We start from the raw sequence: 20,743 nt of genomic DNA on the forward strand, positions 1-20,743 counted from the left end.
CTCGACGAGGGATGTTTGCTTTGTGATTCTCCGTGTATCAGGCTCAAGCCAGCAGCTCGGTGATCCAGCGGGTTTGCACAGCGATGTCCTGTACCTTCTGCTCAGGTACGGCGTGCCGCGCCCGGGTGAAGTGAGTCAGGGTCCGCTGTTTGAGGCGCAGCATGCGCTGCCACTTGGCGAGGAACGCCGGGCTGCGGGCTCGCATCTGCAATGGTCCGAAGTACAGCTCCTGCGCGGTGTACGTCACCGGCCCGGCGCGCTCGGCGACGATGATTTCGTAGTAGAAGCGGTTTTCCCGCAGCACTTCTTCAAAGCAGATGCGATAACCATTTTCCATCAGCCATTGACGCAGTGGCTGCTCGCCGCCGTTGGGCTGCAGGATCAGCCGTTCCTGGCCGTTCAGGCGTGCCTTGCCGCCGGCGAGAATGTCGCGGATCGTCTCGCCGCCCATGCCGCACAGGCTGACTGCCGTGATCCCGTCTTCCGGCTCGATCGCCGCCAGGCCGTCGGCCAGGCGCACAATGACCTGCCGGGTAAAACCGTTCTCGCGCACAGTGCGTTCGGCCGAACGAAACGGGGTCAACGCCACCTCGCCAGCCACTGCCGCCGCAATCACACCACGGCGCATCAATGCCACCGGCAGGTAGCCGTGATCCGAGCCGATATCGGCCAGGCGCGCACCTGCCGGAACATGCGCGGCCACACGCTCCAGGCGCTGGGACAATGTCTGTTCGTTCAACTGCTGCTCCTGTTCATCATCCCTATCTGGATCAAGCCTGAGCCTCTACCGTCCCCTCTGACTCGGTCACTGGCGACAACGACAATGCAGTCATCAATACCCCGTGGCCGCTCAAAAATCATGTTCACATGGTACATAGATGCCACATGCAATCAAAATCGTTGAACGTGGGCCGGGGATCATCAAGCTCGACCCGGCCCAGCCTTGATTGGCCGCCGTTCAGAAGCGCCGGGTACTGAGCAGCTCATCGAGCACCCGCGTGGGGACACGAAACGGCACCGACATGTGATCCTCGCCCGGCTCGATCTGGAAATCGCTACGCAGCCCATACTGCGATAGCGCCTGCAGGCGTAACTGCAAGGCTCGGGCGTCCTGGATTTCCTGCACCATGTCGCGCTCGCCCAACAGCAACGTCAGGCTGCTGTGGGTCAGGTCCACTTGCCCGGCATGCGCCCGCTTTGTGAAGGCGCGCTCGGGCGCCAACAGGTAACGGTCGAGCCACCACAGGCTCGGGCTCACCGCCACAACATGCTGGAACAGCGCCGGACGGGTGAACAGCGCGTAGACGCCGAACATGCCACCGAAAGAATGCCCGACCAAACTGCGCTGGTCCTGATCGACCTTGAAGCGTTCGTTCACCCTCGGCATCAGGCGCTGTTCGATGAAATCGAGGAACAGATCCTGGCCACCTTGTGGTGGATTGTTGCGCGCCTGCGGCACGGGCGGTGATAGGTCGAAGGCGCGACGCACGAAATCCAGCGGCGTGTCGCTCGGGTAGCCAATGGCGACCAGAATCGAACCACGCAGCCGATCCTGCGCGCGCTTGGCGGCATGGAAAGCCGGGAAATAGGCGTTGCCGTCAAGCAGGTAGATCACCGGGTAACCGCCGGTGAAAGGCACATCACCTTCAGGCAGGCTGATCATGATGCGGTAATCACGCCCTTGCGCGCTTTTCATCATCCATTGCTCGGTGCCATCCAGTGTCACTGGCTCCGCATGGGCGAACGAGACACCCATCAGCAGCATGGCACTCAACCACTTGAACAAAATACCCATCATCGTCTCATTCCTCACCAGCGATAGCTCAGGCTGGTGACGACGCTGCGCGCCTCCCCCCGGTAGCAGTAACCTTCCTGGCAATTGATGTAGCGTTTGTCGGACAGGTTGCGACCATTCAACGCCAGGCGCACACCGTCCAGGCCGCCACCGAAGTCGTAATGCACACCGGCATCGACCAAGGTGTAATCCTCGTTTTTCACCGTGTTTGCCGCGTCACCGTAGTTGCTGCCGGTGTAGCGCGCACCGACGGACATGCCCAGGCCCATGGGCAGGCGGTAATCCAGCCAGAGCGACGCCAGATGACGGGGCACGTTCATCGGTTCCTTGCCTTCATTGCCGTCGTTGCTGCGAGTGACTTCGGGATCGTTGTAGCTATAGCTGGCCGTCATCTTCATGCGGTCGCTGAGGTCGGACACCGCCTCCAATTCCAGACCACGCGAGACCTGCTCTCCGGTCTGAATGCTGTTGAGGGGGTTCGACAGGTCACGGGTGCGTACATTGGTTTGTGTCAGGTGGTAGAGGGAGGCCGTCAGCAAGGTGCTGGAGCCCGGCGGCTGATATTTGAGGCCTACTTCGTACTGCTCGCCCTTGGTTGGTTTAAAGGGTTCACCACTGGCGTTCGTGCCACTCTCGGGCAGGAACGAGGTCGCGTAACTGGCGTAGGGCGCCAGGCCATTGTCGAACAGGTAGAGCGCACCGACCTGCCCCGTGGTCGCCGAATCGCGGGTCCTGCTGTTGACGTCGCTCAGGTTGTTCGTTCGACGCACCTTGACCCAGTCACGGCGAAGACCGGCCGACAAGCGCCATTGATTCAGTTCGATTTGATCCTGCACATAAACGCCGCTGCGATGCTCCAGCCCGTTTTCGTCCGCCAGCGGCGTCGTGGGCCGGTCGACGGGTTGGTGATAGTCCGGCGCGTCGCGGTCGATCGACGGCGCATCGCCCATGGCATACAGCAGCGATGTATCGATCCAGGCGTAGTCCATCCCGGTGACCAAGGTGTGTTGCAGGTCCCCGGTGGCAAAGCGGCTCACCAGGCGCGTATCGGTGGACAGTGACGACGTGTCCTCGTAAACCCCGATCGCCGAGCGGTTGAGGGTATGTCCATCGCCAGCGTCGCTGGGTTGAAGGTATTGGTTGGTGGTGTCCACCTGACCGTAGCGCAGGTTTTGTTGAACGCTGAAGGTATCGTTGAAAGCGTGTTCAAACTCATAGCCGAGCGTCCACTGCCGTTGCTCGAGCTTGTCGAAGTACTCATCACCCTGCCAGAAGTCGGTGAGGTGTTCGCCTTCCTGATACAGCATCGGCGACGCCCCTGTCTCGCGCTCCTGATACTGGGCCAGCAGCGTCAGGTGGGTGTCGGGGTCGATCTGCCAGCTCAGTGAAGGCGCCAGCAAGCGGGTATCGTTGTTCAACTGTTCGATATAGTTTTCGGCATCGCGGTACACACCCACCGTGCGAAACAACACATCTCCCGCCTCATCCAGACGCCCACCGACGTCGAACTGCGCCTGTTGGTGGTTGTAGTTGCCCGCCTGCACCTGTACTTCGTTTTTCGCCAGCAGACTCGGGCGCTTGCTCACCCGGTTGACCATGCCGCCCGGGCTGACCTGGCCGTACAGCACCGATGCCGGTCCCTTGAGCACCTCAATGCGCTCCAGGTTGTAGGCCTCGGTGGAGTACAACGACAACCATCCACTGCCCGGTTGGCGCAAGCCATCGAGAAAGTCGGCGCCGATGGTGGTCTCGAAACCACGGACACTGATCATGTCGAAACGCGGGTCCAGCCCCGAACTGCCGACCCGCACCCCCGAGCTGTAGGCCACCGCGTCTTCGACCCGGTCGACCTTTCGGTCGGCAATCTGCTCAGCCGTCACCACGCTGACGCTCTGGGCGGTTTCCAGGATTGGCTTATCGGTTTTGCTGGCCGTGCTGGCATTACTGGCGAAATAACCCTCCACCGGCGCAAAAGCACTTTGAACGGCGGACGCATTGATATTGGTGGGCTCAAGTTCATAGCGGGTGCCGGTCTTGCCTGGCAGCACCACGTAGCCGGACGAGGTCTTTTGCGCGACCAGGCCGCTGCCGGCCAGCAGCGTCGCCAGGCCTTGTTCCAGTGAGCCGCCGCCGGTCAGACCTGGACTGCTCAGGCCACGCACCGCTTCCGGGGAGTACGACAAGGTGATGCCGGCGCGCTCAGCGAAGATGCTGAGCGCTTGCTGCAACTGCCCGGCGGGTACACTCGGGGCCACCTGCTCAGCGATTGATGAAGCGGCCAGGACCGGCAGGCTTTGCGTGCCGACGAGCAAGGTCAACGCCAGGCAGACGGCGCCTGGCAAGGTTCGGGTCGGAAACGGCGCGATGGCACGCAGAGACAGTCTGGCAAGGAACATGACGGTATCCATTGAGGAAGTGATCATTCCTAACCGGACGAAGCGCAAAAGTCCGACAAACTATTTACACCAGCGGCCTGATGCGCACCCACCAGCGGGTGCGCTCGACGATCTGTACGGGCAACAAGTGGCTGATGTTGCGCAGCATGAGCGCAGGTTCATCGAGATGGAAAACCCCGGACAGGCGCAGGTCGGCCACCGCGCTGTCGCAGCCCAACCAACCCTGGCGGTAACGTCCGGCCTCGGCCAGAAAATCGACCAGCCGAATGTCGTTGACGATCAGCAGGCCACGGGCCCAGGCGAAAGGATCGAGCGGCCCGCGGCCCAACGCCGTCATCCGCGTCGCGGCAATGGCCATTGCATCACCGGCCCGCAAGTGGCGCTGCCCGAACGGTGTGGAAATCAATACCTCACCGCGCGCGACGTGAATCTCGCTATAGCCGTCTCGCTCCCGCAGCACCGCCCTCGCCTGCCGCCCCTCACACTCAGCAAAACGGCAACGCACACGCCAGTCGGCGCCATCGACCAATACCTCACCCGCACGCAACACCCATTCGTGGCCCTGCACGTCCACGGCACTCCCGGTATTGAGCGTCAGCTCGGCACCCGCGCCCAGGTCGAGCCGGCGACGCTCGCCAGTCGCCGTGGCGAAATCACTTCGCCAGGTGGCTGGCGCCGTCGTGGTCAGCAGCGTCGCACCGCCCGCAGCCAACCCCAGGCCGAGCAACTTCAGGGTGCGACGGCGACTCAGATCGGCCTCGGCCTGGCGCAGCAGAGGAATCGTGCGGGCAGCATCGGGCAACGGGCTGGCCTTGAACAATCCGCCGACCTGTTGCAAACGTTGCCAGGCCAGTTCATGACGGGGGTCATGGCGCCGCCAGTCGTTCAATTGCCTGTGCAGTTCGGCGTTGTTGGCATTGGCGCGCAATCGCATCTGCCATTCGATGGCCGTGCGTATGACGCCCTCCGGCAAGGCCTCGACGGCGCTCACTGTGGTGCCTCGAAGCACGCCTTGTAGCAATGCAACAGCGCGCTCGCTACGTGCCGCTCCACGGTACGGCTGGACACACCAAGCTGCCGGGCCACTTGTTCATGGCTCAGGTCACCGAGCTGATACAGCAAAAAGGCTTCACGCACTGCCGGCTTGAGACCGTCCAGCAACTGCGCAATACGCTCCAGGCATTGCAACGCCTCATGCCGAACCTCAGGGGATGGGTGACTCGCCTCGGGCATCTGCATCAGTGCGTCAAGGTACGCGCGCTCCAGCGCATCGCGCCGCCAGTGGTCGACTACCAGGCCACGGGCGATACGCACCAGCAATGCACGCGGAGCGCGAGCGCTGATCGGCTGGCCACGCACCAACAAACGCAAAAACGTGTCCTGCACCAGATCCGCCGCCTGCTGCGAACACCCCAACGAGCGCCGCAACCAACCCAGCAGCCAACCCCGATGGGTGCCGTACAAGTTATCGAGGGAAACGATCGAATCCGTTTCATGGAGCGACATGGAACGCCTCAGGCAGACAAACACGAAAAACGCCATGATTGAACATGACGGACGCGCGCACCTTAAACGCGAATTGTTCCCATTACAATCTTTTCGAGTGGACCGCTCAATGCTCTCGATCCTTGGTCAGGCAGCTATCCCCCATAGGAAATACCAACTTGAGCCATCCAAAACGCCAACCAATTGGCGCCGATAAAATAGAATCTGAACAAAGCTGAAAAAACGACATTTTTCCGACGATCGGCCCGGGCAAACCATTGCTGGGGATCTGAAAGCAGGCTCATCATCCGTCTGTCATAGCCAGCATTTTCAGGCCTGACGCAGAGGTATTAATCGCATCGCTCTACAGGAGCATTCAGGATGATGACTGTTTATTTTGTGGTTATGGCTATCTGCAGTGGCGTTGAAGGTTGTGTCGAAGAGCGAAAGCCGGGGCCGACTTATGCTTCCAGGGCTGTGTGCGTGGACTCCGCCAGGACGATGGCACCGCGCAAGGGCGTGAAATTCAAATGCCGCAGTGAACGCCTATGGGTGCCGGTCGAGGCGCGGGGCGTAGATCGGAACGAAAGCGTTGTCTCAACCGGCGCGCAAACCCAGCCTTAGCAGCATGAGCGGTGCATACTCAGCCACTCAACACGGCTTTAAGCAGCGGGTCATTCAGGTACGCGACATTCAATCTCGTCCATGGATTTATGCGCGACTGCTCCGGTGAAAAAATGTGGCCGGGCGCAATCATGAATCCCTTCGGCAGAAGTTGTCGGGTCAGCTCCCTGGCGTCGTCAATGTGGGCAAACCTGGCCCATAAATACAGACTTTGCTCCGGACGAAAGAATACCTCGGCGCCTATTTCATCGAGCATCTGCAAACCTGCCGCAGTGGCACTCTTGAGCCGCTCCTGAAGGCGGATTTGATGTCGCAGAAAATGCCCCTCCATCAGGATGACATCAATGGTTCGCTCACACAGCTCCGAGGTGCTGGTGTGCAAGAGCATTTTCAGATCACCCAGTTCATCGATGACGTCCTTGCTCCCCGCGATAAACCCCACCCTCAGCGCCGCAGAAACAGATTTGGAAAAACTGCCCACGTACAGTGAGCGGCTCAACTGATCCAGCGCAGACACCTTGATGGCCGACGCGGGTTTGAAATCTGCCAAAGCGTCGTCGTCCACCAGGATAAAGTTGTGCTCATGGGCTAACTGAACCAGTCGATGAGCCTTGCCGGGGGAAATATCGGAGCCCGTCGGATTGTGCCCAACCGATTGAAGGAAGAACAATTTCGGCTTGTGCAACAGAAGGTGCCGCTCCAGCACTTCCAGGTCCGGCCCGTCCGGCAATCGGGGCACGGATAACATCCGCGCCCCTTGCAGTTGCAGCTTGCCAAACAGCGGGTAATAACCTGGGTCCTCGACAAACACATGGTCTCCCGGGGCAATGAAGCGGCGGATGATCAGGTCCAGTGCGTGATTGGCCCCGTGGGTCGTTACGATTTGCCGAACACTGGCGGTAATCGAGTAGCTCGCCAGTTTTTGCACCAGGTGTTGACGGAGCGCAGCATTGCCCAGCCGGTTGCCGTAGCGAAAAAGCGTCGTGACCCCCATGCGCATGATCTGACGGGTGAACTTGTCCAATCGCAAATCCATCAGCCACTCTACGGGCGGAAAACCTTCCCCAAGCGGCGAGTGCCCCGGCTCACGGACAAATTGCTGGCGCATCAGCCAGATGGTGTCCATCGCCCGGGTAAAGGGCAGTGGTTCTTCCGGTTCGCTGCTGCTCGGGGCGCCTCGTGTCACGAAAAAACCCTGCCCGTGACGCGCCTCGACCAATCCTTGGGAGGCCAGCGACTCATAAGCGTTGATCACCGTATTTTTCGAATGACCAAACAAGCGCATGCACTCGCGCAGGGACGGCAAACGGTCACCCACTCGGTAGGTACCGTTGCCGATCTGCGTCACCAATGAGGCCGTCAGCTCTTGGGCAAGCGTCAGTCGCGCCATTGTACGAAGTCCTGGATGAATTATTCGCAGAGGGTACAGCTTAGGTACTGTCTGTCCAAACTGTACCTATTTTGCCAGGACACATGCGCATAGGGTGGCAGGCAGTCAAAAACAATAACTGCAACTGGATTCCTTCCATGAGTATCGATTCCCGCCTCCCGATGTTCCGCAGCCTGTCGCCCGCCGAACGCCTGAGCCACTTGCAACAGCTGCTTGCGCTTGCAGAAGAGGATGTTGCCCTGCTTCGCGATGCAGGCGCCCTGCCCCTGGAAATAGCCGATGGCATGATCGAGAACGTCATCGGAAAATTTGAGTTGCCTTACGCTGTGGCGAGCAACTTCCAGATCAACGGACGCGACGTGATCGTGCCGTTGGTCGTCGAGGAGCCTTCGGTGGTCGCCGCCGCCTCGTTCATGGCCAAACTGGCGCGCCAGGCCGGTGGTTTTCAGACCTCCAGCTCGCTGCCGCTGATGCGCGCACAAGTGCAGATCGTGGAAATCGACGATCCCTTCAATGCCCGCCTGAGTCTGTTGCGCCGCAAGGACGAAATCATCGAACTGGCCAACCGCAAGGACCAACTGCTGAACCAGTTAGGTGGGGGTTGCCGCGACATCGAAGTGCATACCTTCGCCCAGAGCCCACGCGGCCCCATGCTGGTCGCCCACCTTATCGTCGATGTACGCGACGCGATGGGGGCCAATACCGTGAACACGATGGCGGAAGCGGTGGCCCCGCTGATGGAGCAGATTACCGGCGGCAAGGTACGGTTGCGCATTCTGTCGAACCTCGCCGATCTGCGGCTTGCCCGAGCCCAGATCCGCATTGCTCCAGAACATCTCGCCACCAAGGCCTACAAGGGCGAGGACGTCATTGAAGGCATTCTCGATGCTTACAACTTTGCGGTCGTCGATCCCTATCGTGCAGCCACTCACAACAAGGGCATCATGAACGGCATCGACCCTCTGATCGTCGCCACCGGCAACGACTGGCGCGCGGTGGAAGCCGGGGCACACGCTTATGCCTGTCGCAATGGGCATTACGGTTCACTGACGACCTGGGAAAAAGATGGCAAAGGCCATCTGGTAGGAACATTGGAAATGCCGATGCCCGTCGGTCTGGTCGGCGGAGCGACCAAGACTCACCCGCTGGCTCAACTGTCGTTACGCATCCTGGGCGTGAAGAGCGCTCAGGAACTTGCCGAGATCGCCGTGGCGGTCGGCCTCGCGCAAAACCTGGGCGCGTTGCGCGCGCTGTCGACCGAAGGAATACAACGCGGGCACATGGCTTTGCATGCCCGCAATATTGCGCTTTCGGCGGGGGCCAGAGGCGATGAGGTCAATTGGCTGGTCGCGCAAATGGTCGAAGCCCGGGACGTGCGCTCGGACAAGGCGGCTGAACTGCTTGAGCAAAAACGCGCGCAGGAGTCGGGCTCGTAATAACGAACTCAACCACATCTCTTCACGTTCATAACAATAAAACCCCTCAGGGGCAGTGGGAGAATCCTTATGAAACCCGAATTATTTGAAGTATGGGGCGACACCGTTGACGGTCGTCACCTGATCTACTCCATAGGCATCGGTGCAGCCGTCAGCCTCGGCGCTTTTTTTATCGCCCAGCACCTGTTTGTCGGCTGGGTGGACTCCGCACAGATGGCCCGTGCCTACGCGATGCTGGTAGGCATTGTGGGCTGCCTGGCAGGTGGCACCATCAGTGCGCTGCTTTTCAAACCCAAGCGCAATGTCATAGAGCACCTGGCTGATCCGGCCTGGCGCGCAAAAATCCTGATCGAGTTGCAGAACGAGTACGGCCCACTGGGCAGCCTGGCTGACCTGCCGCCGGCGACAATCGCGGAACTGCGGGAAATGGATCTTTATGATCTGTTCGCCGACTACGAGAAAGGCCTGGTCGCTCCCGCAGAAAGCCCCGCTGCAACACCGTCCGTTGGCGTCGGTGCAGCCAGTGGTGCAGTCGGTGGCCATGGAGGTCAATCATGATGGTTCCACTGATGGATCAGATCCTCATGGCACTGGGCATGGGGATCCTGGGAGCGGTGATTTTTGCCGGGATCGGGCTCATCTCAGGAAGCGATGAAACCACTACCCTCGCCCCCTTGACCTTGCTGGTCGTCTTGTTGGGCGTGCCTGCCCCCGGCGTGCTGACATTCTTTCTGGCCGGCGCCGTAGCCAAACATATGACCCACGCCGTACCAACGGCGCTACTGGGTATTCCTGGCGACACCATGGCGACACCACTGATGCGCGAGGCCAACTTTCTGCGCAATTTGGGCGTGCCCCACATTGCCCTGCGCAAAATGATTTCCGGGGCGGTCATTGCCGCGCTGATCGCGGTGCCAATGGCCGTATTGTTCGCGCTGATGCTCGCGCCGTTCGGTGACATGATCAAGCAGGCTGCGCCTTGGGTGTTCCTGCTCGCGGCGGTGGCGATCGCGTGGTTCTCCAAAGGCCGTCTGGCGGCCGTGCTGACGCTGATCCCGTTCGTCATGATCATTGTTGGCCTGCAAACCATGACCGCGCAGTTCGGCGTCAAGCTCAGTGTCAGTTACTTTCTGGGCATCGCGATTGGCCCGTTGATCGCCGCACTGTTCTCAATGCTCGCGCCCGCTGAACGGGAAACCATGCGTCGCCAGCAAGTACGTACATTCTCCCTCTCGCCCGACGTAAAAAGCTGGGGCGGCTACTTTCCTAATCCGCTCAAGGTACTGGACAGCAAGCAGAGCATGTGGACGGCCATTACCGCCGTGATTTCCAGCGCGACCTTTGTGTTCAGCCCGGTGGCCATGACCGTGATCATGGGCGAGCTCGTCGGTTCGAGGGTCAAGCATGTCTACCATCGCCTGACCACGGTCATCACCGCTCGAAACGGGGTTACGGAGTCAACCTACCTGGCCGAAGCATTGATCCCGCTGATCGCCTTCGGCCTGCCCCTGAGCCCTGTCGCAGCGGGCCCGGCAGCGCCACTGTTCAACGCCCCGCCACGTTTTACCGTCGACGCGGCGACAGGCCAGGTGAATAACCTGCATTCACTGCTCAGCACCTGGGAGTTTTTTGGCTACGGCGTGTTGGCGGTGGTCGTCGCCATCCTGATCGCTTACCCCTTCACCATGAATTACGCCCACAGAGCGGCATCCTACGTGTCGCGCAAGATCAGTCACGAAGCGGTGATTTCAACCTTTGTTGGTCTGATCCTGGTGATCGGCATCTGGGAAGGTGGCCTGCTGGGGTTGCTGGTAATCGTCACCATCGGCCTGCTGGGCGGTTTCCTCTCACGCTTTTTGGGTTTCAACATCGGTGTGCAGTTCATGGGCTATTACACAGCCGTGCTGTCTGTTCCGGCCCTGGTTGCCCTGATGAATGCGTGATGTTTTTAACCTCAACAACAGTGTTCAGATAACGAACAACGGAGATGCGAATGAACCTGAAAATATCGGTACTGACGGCGGGTGCGATCATAGCCTTTTCGGTGTGCACGGCAGCGTTTTCCGCCACGAAAAGCCCACTGGTCGGGACATGGAAAATGATCAGCGCAACCCTTGAACGCCAGGGCACCCAATCGGATGCGTACGGCCCCAATCCACATGGATGGCTGGTGTTCACTGAAGAGTTGACGTTCGTCGAGGTGCTCACCGATCCACGAGTGCCCGCGTTTCGATCCAGCGTTCGGGGCGAAGGAACCGATGAGGAAAACCGGGCAGCGATGGCGGGGAGCATCGGTTTTTTCGGACGATATACCATCGACCAGAACGGCGAGTTCACCGGCAATACCGTCGAAGGATCGACGTTCCCCAATTGGGTAGGCGCGACACGGACTAAAGATGACCTGCAACTGAAAGTCGAGGGCAACCGGATGGTGGAAAACTTCCAGCGTCCCGATGGCACGAAGGTTCATATCATCTTTGAGCGGGTAAAGTAGCGGTACGTCGTGAGCAGCCCTGACCGGGGCGGTCAATTCAAGGTGAGCTGAGCAAAGCTCAGCTCACCCCATGGCTTACCAGATCGGCACCGTGTAGAGCACCAGGAAGCGGGTCTGGTTTTCATCACGAAATGCCGCGCCGGCCGGGAAGTCATTGCGATAGATCGACTTGCGCACCATCAGCCCGACATTCTTCAGCGGACCGCCCTGGATCACATACCCCAGTTCCATCTGGAATTCCCGCTCCTTGCGGTCATCGGCATTGAGCGCCGCCAGCGCGATGTTGTCACCGCGCACGTAACGCAGCCGGCTCTTCAGGCCGGGCACCCCGGCGGCGGCGAAGTCATAGTCGTAGATGGCCTGCCAGGTCCGTTCCTTGGCATTGAGAAAGTCCGAGCTCATGGTCAATTCGCTCATGCCCATCAACTCAGTGCCTGACACATAAGGCGTCGCCGTGTCGCCGCTGGCGTGCATGTAACCCAGGCTCAGGCGATGACCGCCAAAGCGATAGCCGAACAGCGCCGACAGGTTGCGATTGTCCACCTTGCCGGCCTTGGCGCTGCCATCTTCGTCGCTGAAAAAACTGCGCAGATCAGTGGTCAACGTGCCCTCGCCCACTTGCATGTTATGCAGCAAGGCCAGGGTGCTCTGCTGGTACAGGTCGGCCACTTCGGCGTGGTAGGCGCGCAGGCTAAGGTCTTTGTTTACCTGATAATCGCCACCGACATAGGCCATGTGCGATGAGGTGGCCGCACCGTTGAAACGCCCGTTCGGCGAAGCGATGCTCATCGGCTGGTAGTTGGTGGAGTCACGCCTGTTGATGCGATCGATGTAGCCGGTATTGAGCGTCAGCCCGTCGATGTCCTTGGAACTGAGCGTGGTGCCGCGAAAAGTCTGCGGCAGCAACCGCGACGGGCTGGCAAAGGCGAACGGCAGGAAGATCGACACATCGCCGGTCTTCACCGTGGTTTGGGCAAAACGCATCTTGGCAGTCATGGCCAGGCGCGAATATTCATCCGCCGCGCGCTGGTCGCTGCTGGACACCGGCAGCAATTCGGTGCCGCTGCGGTCCGGTGACGAGTCCAGCTTGACCCCAATCAATGCGCGAGCGTCCAGGCCGAAGCCGACAGTGCCCGGCGTAAAACCCGACTCCACATTCATGATCAAACCCTGAGCCCACTCCCGGGCCGCGGTTTTCGCCCCGTCGTCCTTGTAATCCCGATCCAGGTAGAAATTGCGCAAGGTCAACGTGCCGCGGCTATCGTCGATGAAGCCTTCCGACAGCACTGGAGTGGCAATCGCACATAAGCCCAACAGGAGCAAGCCGCGTGCGCAAAAAGGTAAGGTTGAGGTCGTCGCAAGGACGCCCCGGGGTGAATTCGCCATGTCCGATGTCCACTTATTGTTGTTGTTTTTTGAACGTGATCGCCAGGTATAGCGTCGCGATCTCAGGCCAGAGAGTGGGAAAAGCCGGAGGCGCCGTCAATCCATAACGACCGATAATCGAACATTAATATTCGTATCTATTTTCAATTAATCTCAAAAAACACATGACATCACATTGATTTAAATAGCTTTATAGCGATTAATTCAGACATTTTCCGTGAGCGTTCATTTTTTAGTTATATTTGTTAATCTTAATTGTGGCTTGGTATTGCTGGATGCGAGCAAGCCTGCATGCGCCCGTCAGCACACTCACAAAAACAATAAAGAGGTTTGCCATGGACACTCCATCACGTCGCACGACGCTGACCATTGCCCTGTGTTTTATCGTCGCCCTGATTGAAGGCTTTGACCTGCAAGCTGCCGGCACTGCCGCCGCAGGGCTGCGTCAGACCTTCGCCCTGGACCCGAAAATGATGGGTTGGGTGTTCAGTGCCGGCATCATCGGATTGCTGCCGGGCGCCTTCTTCGGCGGCTGGATTGCCGATCGTATCGGTCGCAAGAAAATCCTCATCGCAGCGGTGTTGCTGTTTGGTGTATTTTCGCTCAGCACCGCCTATGTCGGCACTTTTTCCAGTCTGCTGCTGGTGCGCTTCATGACGGGCCTGGGCCTGGGCGCCGCCCTGCCCAACCTGATCGCCCTGTGCGCCGAAGCCGTTGGGGAGCAACGTCGCGGTACGGCCATCAGCATCATGTATGCCGGCGTGCCATTGGGTGGGGCACTGGCAGCGGTGGTCGCCATGCTGTTTCCCGAACATTGGCAGACGACCTTCATCATCGGCGGCCTCGCGCCGTTGCTGGTGGTACCGCTGATGATGGTGCTGCTGCCCGAATCCAACGCCTTTCGCCAACAACAAGACAGCGTCAACCCGACGCGCACTTCAACCGGCCAGGCCTTATTCGGCGAAGGCCGGGCCAGCGTTACCCTGGCGTTATGGCTGAGCTACTTCTTCACCCTGACCGTGATGTACATGTTGCTCAACTGGCTGCCCTCGCTGCTGCTGGAACAGGGTTTCAGCAAACCCCAGGCAGGCCTGGTACAGATGCTCTTCAATATCGGCGGCGCCCTCGGCTCCCTGCTCGGCGGGCTGCTGCTGGATCGCTGCAACGGCATCAAGGTGGTGCTGTTTGTGTATACCGGATTGCTGGCAGCGCTGGGTGGTGTTGGCCTGTCCGTGGGTATCATCCCCATGGCCATTGCCGGTTTTGCAGCGGGGTTGTTTGTGATGGCTGCGCAATTGGTGCTTTATGCCCTGGCCCCTCCTTCCTACCCAACTTCAGTGCGCGCCACCGGCGTCGGCGCAGCGGTAGCGATCGGTCGTTTGGGCTCGGTGGCCGGGCCCTTGGCGGCCGGGCAGATTCTGGCGGCCGGAGCCGGCACCACCGGCGTCCTGCTGGCCACTTCACCCGGTTTGGTGATTGCGGCATTGACGATCATCAGCGTCATTGCCCGCTCGGCTCCGTTGAACGTGTCGATGAACAAGGCCAAGGCCTGAGGCCATCCGAGCGGCGCAGGTAAACAGGTGCTGTTGCGGGGCTCAAGGTGAAGCTGTTTGAAAGGCGTTAATTTCCTGATTTTATCGTCTGCAAAAATCTCGAACTCTACCCATACCCATGCATCCAATGTGTAGATCAACAGAGGTAACGCGATTATGAACAGCGATAACGGGATCGAATCAGAAGCCACCTCGAGCACCCCTCCGGCCGATACGTCAGGCAAACAGGTCGAGAAGAATCTTGAGGACAGCGCTACGCCCTCCCCAACTCAAACCAAGGAGCAGGAGGCAGAGGAAATCAGTCGAAAAATAGCGGAGATAGAGCGCAAGGTGGCTGACGGTCACTAACCGATCACTCCCGCATACACCGACCGGTCGACATTACCACCCGACAGAATCACCCCCACTGTTCCCCCCGCCCGGGCTTCACGCTCCTGAATAAGCGCGGCCAAGGCGGCGGCCCCGGCCCCTTCGGCGAGGTTATGGGTGTCGGTGTAATAGACGCGCATGGCCTCGGCAATTTCCTGCTCGCTGACCGCTACGATCCGCGCGGCCCCGGCTGCGTAGATGGCGAAGGCCGCGGGAATCGGTTTGCGCACGGCCAGGCCATCGGCAAAGGTATTTGCCGAGGCAGTTTCGTGTATTTCGCCCGCCTCAAAAGATAACTTTGCGGCCGCGGCTTCACTGGACACCACGCCCACCACCTGGGTTTTCAGGCCCAGCGCGTCGCGGGCGGCGATCACGCCACAAATGCCCGACCCGCAGCCAATCGGCACATAGACGGTATCGAGTTGCGGCGCGGCCGTGAACAGTTCCAGGGCGTAAGTGGCCACGCCTTTGACCAGTTCCGTGTGAAACGGTGGCACCAGGAACAGGTCATGCACTTGCGCCAAACGGGCGGCCTCCTCACGGGCCTCATCAAAATCTCGTCCACACTCAATGACTTCGCCGCCAAAGCCGCGCATGGCATTGTTCTTTTCCACCGAGTTGCCCTGCGGCACGACAATCAACGCCTTCAAACCCAGCGCGCTCGCCGCCAGCGCCAGGCTCTGGCCATGATTGCCGCGGGTGGCGGTGACGATGCCCTTTGCATTTGGATGTTCACGCTTGAGCCAATGCATGAAGGTGATACCGCCGCGTATCTTGAAAGCGCCGGTGGGGGTGTGGTTCTCGTGCTTGACCCACACCGTGCAACCCAGCCGCTGAGCCAGCAAGGGCCAGGCATACTGAGCGGTGGCAGGCATCACCTGGTAAACATGGCGAGCCGCCTGTTCTATGTCGTCACGAGTCAGTCGGTGCATGAAGTTATCTCCCTGAGTGGTTACCCAGTCTAGACATCGCCGCCGTGGGTCGGCTTTCAAAAAACCGACCTGACTTTTGCGCCGTTTCTTCACTACTATGACGCTCATGAACCATCGAAACCGTCTACAGCCATCGCTCTTGTCTGAACCGGTCCGCCGTGTCGAGACCGGGACCTGGGCGATCGAATTATTACCCAGCGCCGCTTACTCGACCCGCTATGTGGCGACCCAGGCCTCGATCGGTTTTGCCTTCGACAGCCAGCGCGGCGTGCACGCCTTGGGCAGCGACCGGGTGCATCCTTTCGAGGCCATGCCCAACGGCCTGGCATTCGTTCCCGCAGGCTGCGACGTGTTTTCTGAATCCTTGATGGGCGGTGAATACCTATGCATAACCCGTACTGACGGTATCCTCCTGACGGGGGATCGCCCATTCAACAATCGCATTGATCAGCAGGCCATTGACCTCGCGCGGCGAATGCGTGGCGCACTGTTACGTGCCTGCGTGGAAGATGACTGGGAAACCTGGGCCTTGGCGCTGGCGCAACGGGCGACGGGTGACCCGGCGTTGTCGACACCGAGCCAAGGCGCTATCACCCCCCGGCGCATGCGCTTGCTTGATGAGTTTATCGAGGCGAGTCTTGACGAGCCGCTGGGGGTGGCGGCGATGGCTGGCTTGCTTGGACTGTCGGAAGGATATTTCATGCGGGCCTTCAAGCTCGCCACAGGGAAAAGCCCACACAGCTACCTGATCGACCGGCGTTTGGCCAAGGCCCGAGCACTGATGTGTGATTCCACCGCCAGGCTGTCGGAAATCGCCCTCGCCTGCGGGTTCAATTCCCAGGCGCACATGGCAAGCACGTTCAAGCAACGGCTCGGGGTGAGCCCGATGCAGTTGCGCTGAGCTCAACGCAGCTAACAGCGATAATAAGGGCCAACCGAGAGGCACCGGCCACGGGTCGGTGCATCAGCTTCAGAAATTGTCGCCAGTGCTGACAAAGCATGATCGCGGCTAAGCTATCCAAAACGACCGGTGATGTAGTCCTCGGTCTGTTTCCTTTGTGGCGTGGTGAAGATCGCATCGGTGACATCATGCTCAATCAGTTCGCCCATGAACATAAAAGCCGTGTAGTCCGACACGCGTGCCGCTTGCTGCATGTTGTGGGTCACGATGATAACGGTGTAGTGCTCCTTCAGTTCGGTGATCAACTGCTCAATGCGTCCAGTGGAAATCGGATCAAGCGCGGAGGTGGGTTCATCCAGAAGTAATACTTGTGGTCGCAAGGCGATAGTGCGCGCTATGCACAGGCGCTGCTGCTGACCACCCGACAGGCTCTGTGCGCTCTGCTTGAGCTTATCCTTCACCTCGTCCCACAACGCGGCCCCATTCAAGGCTTGTTCCACACGCTCATCCATCTCTCGGCGGGAGAGTTGTTCGTGGTGGCGCACGGCGTAGGCGACGTTGTCGTAAATTGACATCGGAAAAGGCACCGGTTTCTGAAAAACCATTCCGACATGACTGCGTAGGCGATTCATGGAGTAACCGGGAGCCAGAATATTCTCGCCGTTGAGCATCACCTCGCCGCGCGCTTCCTGCTTGGGGTACATGGCGTAAATCCGGTTAAACACCCGTAACAGCGTCGACTTCCCGCAGCCCGAGGGCCCAATGATTGCGGTGATGCGTTTTTCTGGAATATCCATGTCGATGGACTTGAGCGAGCACTGGTTATTGTAGAAAAACTCCAGGTCACGCACGCGAATTTTAGTGTTCTGGTTGGCAACGTCACGGCTATTCATCAGGTCAACCTATTGCGCAAAAGGATCAAACGGGACAGCAGGCTGAGTACCAGCACAAAGAGTGTCAGCACCAATGCTCCGGCCCATGCCAGAGCGTGCCAGTCATCGAACGGGCTCATCGCGTACTGGAAAATCACCACAGGAACGCTGGCAATCGGCTTAAGAACATTGCTGCTCCAGAACTGGTTGCCGAAGGCCGTAAACAGTAGCGGCGCTGTTTCACCGGTAATTCTGGCCAGGGCAAGCAGGATCCCGGTCACCACACCGGCCTTGGCTGATCGCAGCACAATCTGCAGGGTCAACTTCCATTGCGGAACGCCCAGCGCCAGCGCCGCTTCGCGCATCGTTGAGGGTTGCAGTTGAAGCATTTCATCAGTTGTCCGCACGACGACTGGAATCACCAACAGCGCCAATGCCAGAGCACCGGCGATTGCGGAAAAACCGACCTGATGGTTAGTCAGCACGTTTAACGGCAGGACTACGCCGGTGTAAATGAACAGTCCCAGAACAATGGAGGGGGCTGAAAGTAGGATGTCGTTAATGAAACGGACCGTGGTTCCCAGGCGCGAGTGTCGGGCGAATTCCGCGAGCCAGATGCCTGCCATCAACCCAATGGGTGTCCCGATCAAAAGGGCAATCGCGGACATCAGCGCGCTGCCATAGAACGCATTCGCCAGACCGCCTTGCGTACCGGGTGGCGGCGTCATCTGAGTAAACAGATGAAGATTCAGTGCCTCAAATCCGTTGATCACCGTGGTCATCAGGATCCAGATCAGCCAGATGAGACCGAAGGCTGTGGCGCCACAACTGAGCAGCATTGCAAACCGATTCTTGAAGGCGCGCATCCGGTAAAGCCGTTCATTACCCGTCATAGACCCTCCTTGCGTGAAAGCCGCATAAGCAGGAGTCGCGCTAACGCCAATACGATAAAAGTAACGATAAACAACAAGAAACCCAGCGCGATGAGCGCGGAGCGATGCAGGTCGGTATAGGCTTCGCTGAACTCGTTGGCGATGACCGAAGCGATGGAACTGCTGGGCATCAGCAATGAAGCGGAGAACTGTTGAGCGTTGCCCAATACGAACGTTACCGCCATGGTCTCGCCCAATGCGCGCCCGAGCCCCAAAAAAATCCCGCCAACCACCGCAGACCGTGTGTAGGGCAGCACGATGTCCCAGACCACTTCCCACGTGGTACTGCCCAGCGCGTAAGCAGACTCTTTGAGGGTTGTGGGAACGCTACGGAACACCTCGTGCATGACGGAGGTGATGAACGGCATGATCATGATTGCCAGCACGATGCCGGCGGTCAGCATACCGATACCTAATGGAGGGCCCTGAAACAACGAACCGACCAAAGGAAGTTCGCCCAGATAATCATTGATCCAGGGCGATAGATATTCGGCCATGAACGGGCCAAAAATGAACAAGCCCCACATGCCATAGATAATCGATGGGATTCCCGCGAGCAATTCAACTGCCGAAGCGACCGGCATGCGCAGCCAAGGCGGCGCTAACTCGGTAAGGAATATCGCGATGCCAAAGCTGATGGGTACCGCAATCAGCAATGCCAAAAAAGACGTCACGAGTGTGCCGTAAATCGGCACCAAAGCACCAAAGCGGTTATTAACCGCATCCCAATCGGTGCTTGTCAGAAAGTCGAGGCCAAACGTCTTGAGCGCAAGACTGCCGCCCCAAAGTGTCGATGCTGCAATACTCACCAGAAGCACCAACACCAGCATCGCGGCGGCCAGCATCGAACGCTTGAACCAGAGATCATGCCGCTGGTCGAGATGCGCCCGCCTGTCACTCGCAACATCGCTGGTGTGCAGGGTCATGGCCAGTGGTTGGACGGTGTCATTCATCATACGTCTGCTCACAAACAAACCCCTTCGCAGGCAAAAACCTGCCAGACGAAGGGGTGGTTGAGATGGTGCTGAATCAATGGGCGAAATCAGACTTCCAGTAACCTTCAATCCGCTTGACCAAGGAATCAGGTAAGGCGACATAGTCCAGCGCCGAAGCTTGTTGCTGGCCGTTCTCTAGTGACCATTTAAAGAAGTTGAAGGCGGCTTGGCTTTGCTCCGCATTTTTTGGCTGTTTGTACATAATGATCCAGGTCGTCGCCGTGATCGGCCATGCGTTATCGCCAGGTGCATTGGTCATGATCAGGTTGAAGTCCTTGGCGTTAGCCCAGTCCGCCGTGTCGGCTGCCGCTTGGAACGCTTTGGCGTTGGGCTGAATGAATTTCCCGGAAGCGTTTTTCAACTGCGCGTGAGTCATCTTGTTTTGCAGGGCGTAGGCGTACTCAACATAACCGATTGAGTTTTTGATTTGCTTGACGTAAGCGCTGACGCCTTCGTTACCTTTGCCCCCTACCCCGACCGGCCAAGGCACAGTGGTGCCGAAACCGACTTTTGATTTCCAGCCATTACTCACTTTAGCGAGGTAGTTGGTGAAGTTATAGGAGGTGCCAGAGCCGTCGGAGCGGTGAACGACGGTGATTTTACTGCCGGGCAATTTCATGCCGGGGTTCAGGGCTGCGACAGCCGGATCGTTCCAGACGGTGATTTCACCCAGGTAAATCTTCGCCAGGGTTTCACCATCGAGCTTCAGTTGGCCCGGCGAAATACCCTCGATGTTCATCACCGGCACGATCCCGCCAATCACACTTGGAAACTGGCCCAGCCCACTGGCTTTAAGATCCTCAGCAGACAAGGGCGCGTCGGACGCACCAAAATCTACCGTTGCAGCCTTGATCTGAGCGATACCGCCGCCCGAGCCAATAGATTGATAGTTGATTCGGTTTTTGGAGTTTTTGCTGTAGTCCTGTGACCACTTGGACAAGACCGGATATACGAAACTGGAACCTGCACCTGTTACGTCGGTTGCATGGGCAAGACCGCTCATGCACAGAGTAGCGAGCAGGACAGAAAGACTCTTTTTTGTCAGCAACGTCACGAAAGCACCTCAATTGAAGGGGGTGAGTGGAAGTACCCACCTATCTGAGAAGTGACGATTTAATTCTTTAAATATTTCTGTCCCATGACAGTTCTGGCGTTATGGCGGCATTCTGAATTAAGTTAATTT

19 protein-coding genes are annotated in these 20,743 nt (G+C 58.8%); 7 read left to right on the top strand and 12 right to left on the bottom strand.

Annotated elements, in window-relative coordinates; all coding sequences use genetic code 11:
- Positions 1-43 precede the first annotated feature (43 nt).
- From MA884_RS01480 to MA884_RS01505, 6 genes are all read right to left on the bottom strand, one after another.
- Positions 44-739 (bottom strand): tRNA (adenine(22)-N(1))-methyltransferase TrmK, encoded by a 696-nt coding sequence (locus tag MA884_RS01480; protein WP_256228628.1) that lies wholly within the window; start codon positions 737-739, stop codon positions 44-46.
- Between the two features lie 219 nt (positions 740-958).
- The gene (locus MA884_RS01485; protein ID WP_256228629.1) at positions 959-1,798 is read right to left on the bottom strand and encodes an alpha/beta hydrolase; all 840 of its coding nucleotides are present in this window, start codon (positions 1,796-1,798) and stop codon (positions 959-961) included.
- 11 nt (positions 1,799-1,809) lie between these two features.
- The gene (locus tag MA884_RS01490; protein ID WP_256228630.1) at positions 1,810-4,191 is read right to left on the bottom strand and encodes a TonB-dependent siderophore receptor; all 2,382 of its coding nucleotides are present in this window, start codon (positions 4,189-4,191) and stop codon (positions 1,810-1,812) included.
- A 64-nt stretch (positions 4,192-4,255) separates the two neighbouring features.
- On the bottom strand, positions 4,256-5,182 hold the full coding sequence (locus tag MA884_RS01495; RefSeq protein WP_256228631.1) for a DUF4880 domain-containing protein: 927 nt from the start codon (positions 5,180-5,182) through the stop codon (positions 4,256-4,258).
- Positions 5,179-5,697, bottom strand: a complete 519-nt coding sequence (locus MA884_RS01500) for a sigma-70 family RNA polymerase sigma factor (protein ID WP_256228632.1) — start codon at positions 5,695-5,697, stop codon at positions 5,179-5,181. Before MA884_RS01500 ends, MA884_RS01495 begins: the two co-directional genes overlap by 4 nt.
- A gap of 622 nt (positions 5,698-6,319) precedes the next feature.
- Positions 6,320-7,690, bottom strand: coding sequence for a PLP-dependent aminotransferase family protein (locus MA884_RS01505; RefSeq protein WP_256228633.1), 1,371 nt, complete (start codon positions 7,688-7,690; stop codon positions 6,320-6,322).
- A gap of 137 nt (positions 7,691-7,827) precedes the next feature.
- Here MA884_RS01505 and MA884_RS01510 point away from each other — a divergent pair, with 137 nt between their 5' ends.
- The 4 genes from MA884_RS01510 (at position 7,828) to MA884_RS01525 (ending at position 11,620) form a co-directional block, all read left to right on the top strand.
- Positions 7,828-9,126 (top strand): hydroxymethylglutaryl-CoA reductase, degradative, encoded by a 1,299-nt coding sequence (locus MA884_RS01510; RefSeq protein ID WP_256228634.1) that lies wholly within the window; start codon positions 7,828-7,830, stop codon positions 9,124-9,126.
- 69 nt (positions 9,127-9,195) lie between these two features.
- Positions 9,196-9,684: a hypothetical protein gene (locus tag MA884_RS01515; protein WP_256228635.1), complete on the top strand. Its 489-nt coding sequence runs from the start codon at positions 9,196-9,198 to the stop codon at positions 9,682-9,684.
- Positions 9,681-11,069: a tripartite tricarboxylate transporter permease gene (locus MA884_RS01520; protein WP_256228636.1), complete on the top strand. Its 1,389-nt coding sequence runs from the start codon at positions 9,681-9,683 to the stop codon at positions 11,067-11,069. Before MA884_RS01515 ends, MA884_RS01520 begins: the two co-directional genes overlap by 4 nt.
- Positions 11,070-11,119: 50 nt before the next feature.
- Positions 11,120-11,620: a lipocalin-like domain-containing protein gene (locus MA884_RS01525; protein WP_256228637.1), complete on the top strand. Its 501-nt coding sequence runs from the start codon at positions 11,120-11,122 to the stop codon at positions 11,618-11,620.
- Between the two features lie 75 nt (positions 11,621-11,695).
- On the opposite strand, the gene MA884_RS01530 is transcribed toward MA884_RS01525, so the two are convergent.
- Positions 11,696-13,006, bottom strand: coding sequence for an OprD family porin (locus MA884_RS01530; protein WP_256228638.1), 1,311 nt, complete (start codon positions 13,004-13,006; stop codon positions 11,696-11,698).
- 275 nt (positions 13,007-13,281) lie between these two features.
- On the opposite strand from MA884_RS01530, the gene mhpT reads away from it, so the two are divergent.
- Positions 13,282-14,559, top strand: coding sequence for a 3-(3-hydroxy-phenyl)propionate transporter MhpT (gene mhpT / locus MA884_RS01535; RefSeq protein ID WP_256228639.1), 1,278 nt, complete (start codon positions 13,282-13,284; stop codon positions 14,557-14,559).
- A gap of 156 nt (positions 14,560-14,715) precedes the next feature.
- On the top strand, positions 14,716-14,907 hold the full coding sequence (locus MA884_RS01540; protein ID WP_256228640.1) for a hypothetical protein: 192 nt from the start codon (positions 14,716-14,718) through the stop codon (positions 14,905-14,907).
- Here MA884_RS01540 and MA884_RS01545 read toward each other — a convergent pair.
- Positions 14,904-15,860: a threonine dehydratase gene (locus tag MA884_RS01545; RefSeq protein WP_256228644.1), complete on the bottom strand. Its 957-nt coding sequence runs from the start codon at positions 15,858-15,860 to the stop codon at positions 14,904-14,906. The two genes, MA884_RS01540 and MA884_RS01545, sit on opposite strands and share 4 nt — an antisense overlap.
- A 97-nt stretch (positions 15,861-15,957) precedes the next feature.
- Here MA884_RS01545 and MA884_RS01550 point away from each other — a divergent pair, with 97 nt between their 5' ends.
- Positions 15,958-16,761 carry a helix-turn-helix transcriptional regulator gene (locus MA884_RS01550; RefSeq protein WP_256228645.1) on the top strand — a complete coding sequence of 268 codons (804 nt, stop codon included), beginning with the start codon at positions 15,958-15,960 and terminating at the stop codon, positions 16,759-16,761.
- 113 nt (positions 16,762-16,874) lie between these two features.
- Here the strand turns inward: MA884_RS01550 and pstB are convergent, their stop codons facing one another.
- From pstB to pstS, 4 genes are all read right to left on the bottom strand, one after another.
- Entirely contained in the window at positions 16,875-17,654 is a 780-nt protein-coding gene (gene pstB, locus MA884_RS01555; RefSeq protein ID WP_256228646.1) for a phosphate ABC transporter ATP-binding protein PstB, read from the bottom strand.
- Positions 17,654-18,526 (bottom strand): phosphate ABC transporter permease PstA, encoded by an 873-nt coding sequence (gene pstA / locus MA884_RS01560; RefSeq protein ID WP_256228647.1) that lies wholly within the window; start codon positions 18,524-18,526, stop codon positions 17,654-17,656. Before pstA ends, pstB begins: the two co-directional genes overlap by 1 nt.
- Positions 18,523-19,491, bottom strand: coding sequence for a phosphate ABC transporter permease subunit PstC (gene pstC / locus MA884_RS01565; RefSeq protein ID WP_371134716.1), 969 nt, complete (start codon positions 19,489-19,491; stop codon positions 18,523-18,525). The genes pstA and pstC overlap by 4 nt, the downstream gene beginning before the upstream one ends.
- Before the next feature lie 103 nt (positions 19,492-19,594).
- Entirely contained in the window at positions 19,595-20,614 is a 1,020-nt protein-coding gene (gene pstS, locus MA884_RS01570; protein WP_256228649.1) for a phosphate ABC transporter substrate-binding protein PstS, read from the bottom strand.
- Positions 20,615-20,743 lie beyond the last annotated feature (129 nt).

It is taken from the genome of Pseudomonas sp. Q11 (assembly GCF_024494355.1).
Taxonomy (GTDB): domain Bacteria; phylum Pseudomonadota; class Gammaproteobacteria; order Pseudomonadales; family Pseudomonadaceae; genus Aquipseudomonas; species Aquipseudomonas hefeiensis.